Genomic DNA, 2,516 nt, shown 5'->3' on the forward strand with positions numbered 1-2,516 from the left:
CTGCATTGCTGATAAAGCACCAGCAACAATATTATCAACTTCTTTTTTTAACCCATCAATTCTATTGATAGCTATGTCTGCTTTATCGTTAGCTTTATTAGCTAAAGAATATCCATTAATTGCTAATGTCGCTAAAGAATTAGCATCACCTTCAACTTTCTTAGCTAATCCAAAAGATTTTAGTGCTAAATCCCAAGCGTCCTGAGCTAATTTTGTGTTAAATGCACCCATTAATCCAGCTATCAAGGCATTGAAAGCAGCACTCAACAAAATGCTCCAAACTATGCTTTTTATTAGTGCTGGTAATGCGGTTTTAAGGTACGTCCAGATTGCACCAATATCAATTTTAATTTTGGTTATCTCGGCTGATTTAATTCTCAAGTCAGCCCAAATTCTGTCTACTTCTTTTTCTAATCTATCAAGTCTTTTCCCTGTAGGAAGGGTCTTGCGTAAATCAGCAATTTCTGTATCGAGTTGGTTGTCTTTAGAGTTGCGTTTATTTGCTTCTTGTCTTAGTTTGTCGTTTAATTGTCTTTCCCAGTCGTCATCAACAGTTTCTAATTTTCGGGTAAGGTGAGAATCCATCAATTCCCGTTTTTTAGACTCTGCATTTAAAGCATTTTTAAGAATCCCTAATTGACGTTCTAAATGCCGTAAATCTTTGTCGTTATCGCCTCTATTTTTGAGAATATCCTCAATAATGTCTATCTGTTTTTCTAAGTCAACATCTTTCCCGTTTCTAGCCTGTCTTTCAGCCCGTAATCGCTTTTCTAATTCGCTCAGGAGTGAATCTTTATTACGTTCTTGAGCTTCACGAAGTTCCCTGTCTACAGCTTCTCGCTTCTGTCTCTCCGACGCTAAGGCACGCTCCAATATTTCTATCCTTTTTTTCATTTCTTGAAGTGCCTTATCACTTCCCTTCCATTCTTCTATTAATTTTTTTAATGCTGCCAATTCACTGTTTAGGGTCCCCAACCTACCATCCTGTTCTGCGTTTTTCTGTTTTATCTGCTCCAAGTCAGGTAAAGGCGGTTTTGGTTGTTGATTTTGTAGTCTATCAATCTGCTCTTGTTGCCATTCATGCAAGTTGTTGTTATTTTTCTGAAATTCATCAATTTTCCTATTTATACCGTCACGCCAATTTCTCTCTTGCTGTTGCAACCAATCAATAGCATTATCAAGTCTGCTATTGACTTCCCTATATCTGCTTTCAATGAGTCCACGAACTTGATCGACTAAATATCTCGTGACTTTAGCAATCGCATCAAAATTTTTCTCTACATATTGTTTGTAGGATTCAAATTCCTTTTTTGATGCAAATTTATTATTGAGTGCTGCAATATCAGCCCGCAAAGCTGCTATTTCAGATTCAATAGATGTACATGAAGTCATTTATTTTATCCTCGATAATAAAGCTCTAATTCCTGATATTTGATTATAGGTATCAGCACAAGGAAGACAACAATCCCCACAATCTAAGGTATTTGGCGGGCATCCCTGGGCACATTCAACTGAATAATTATCAGTTGAATAGGATTGATTGAATAATTCGGTTCCACTATTCCCAGTGATTTTAATATTAATGCCAATTTTTCTTATAAAGAACGTTATATTTATAGTTCCTGAGTTATCGTTATAATTGGTGTCCCAGTCTTGATTAATACTGGTTCTAGGAAGTAAACCAGGTTTGTTTTTATAATATCCATCGACTTTATAGCCTACTATATTCATCCAAGATGGGGTAAGTAAAACCGGGTCTGTTCCATAAATAGAAAGATCCGGAATAACCTCAAAGTAGCTATACCATCCCGAAACGAAAGGAAATGTTTGGGAAAAACGCATTGAGCCGGAGGAAATAAAATCATATATTTCCCATCCTGTAGGTGCATTGTAAATGATTGGTCCAGACGTTGAGTTGAAAGATAACTCTTCTTTATCGCTCTCTCTACTTACGATTAAATTGATAGGAGTATCAGGAAAATTTTGAATACTCCCATCTGGTAAAGTAACGCGGGCAATATCGCCCGCTTGACAGTATGTCGCCATTTTTAATTAATAATCATTAGGATCAATCGTTGCCTCGCCGTCCTGTTTTGCAAAGTTTACAGTAAGTTGCCTGAGAATCCACGATTCATTGTTTTTGGTAGTGAAGCTGTTGAAGCCGTCACTCAAGTACAGGTTCTGATTTGGCTCGCTCTCAAAATTCCCCTGAGTCAAAATAGCTTTAGCCTTTACCGCTATGGCTAAAATAATTTGATCAAGTGTACAAGTTTCAGCGATAAGTCCTAGATCAGCCTTGGATAAAGTAATGGTAGTAGATGATTGGGTACAGTTTGCGCCTAAATCAGTTAATGTTTTTTCTGCCATGTCACTAGTTTGTAATTATTACAAACAAGTGTACTTTATCAAGTTTGCAATGTCTACCAAAGTCATGGAAAAAGTTATTTAATAAAGTTATTGAATAATTCAAAAACAGGTAGTTAATTGTTGCCTCAAACTGATAACCTATTAGGTTT

General features: G+C 36.4%; 3 protein-coding genes. All 3 read right to left on the minus strand.

Going from position 1 to position 2,516, the window contains the following annotated elements; all coding sequences use genetic code 11:
• A partial coding sequence (locus tag IQ237_RS25875) for a hypothetical protein (protein WP_194060103.1) occupies positions 1-1,392 on the minus strand: 1,392 nt, incomplete at its 3' end.
• Positions 1,393-2,046, minus strand: coding sequence for a hypothetical protein (locus tag IQ237_RS25880; RefSeq protein ID WP_194060104.1), 654 nt, complete (start codon positions 2,044-2,046; stop codon positions 1,393-1,395). It abuts the gene before it with no gap.
• A 6-nt stretch (positions 2,047-2,052) separates the two neighbouring features.
• Positions 2,053-2,367, minus strand: a complete 315-nt coding sequence (locus IQ237_RS25885; protein WP_194060105.1) for a hypothetical protein — start codon at positions 2,365-2,367, stop codon at positions 2,053-2,055.
• Between the last annotated feature and the right edge of the window lie 149 nt (positions 2,368-2,516).

The sequence above is a fragment of the Sphaerospermopsis sp. LEGE 08334 genome, assembly GCF_015207205.1.
Taxonomy (GTDB): Bacteria; Cyanobacteriota; Cyanobacteriia; order Cyanobacteriales; family Nostocaceae; genus Sphaerospermopsis.

Coding starts and splice junctions, on each gene's coding strand:
- IQ237_RS25880 (WP_194060104.1), bottom strand. CDS start 2,046: ATGGCGACATACTGTCAAGCGGGCGATATTGCCCGCGTTACTTTACCA.
- IQ237_RS25885 (WP_194060105.1), bottom strand. CDS start 2,367: ATGGCAGAAAAAACATTAACTGATTTAGGCGCAAACTGTACCCAATCA.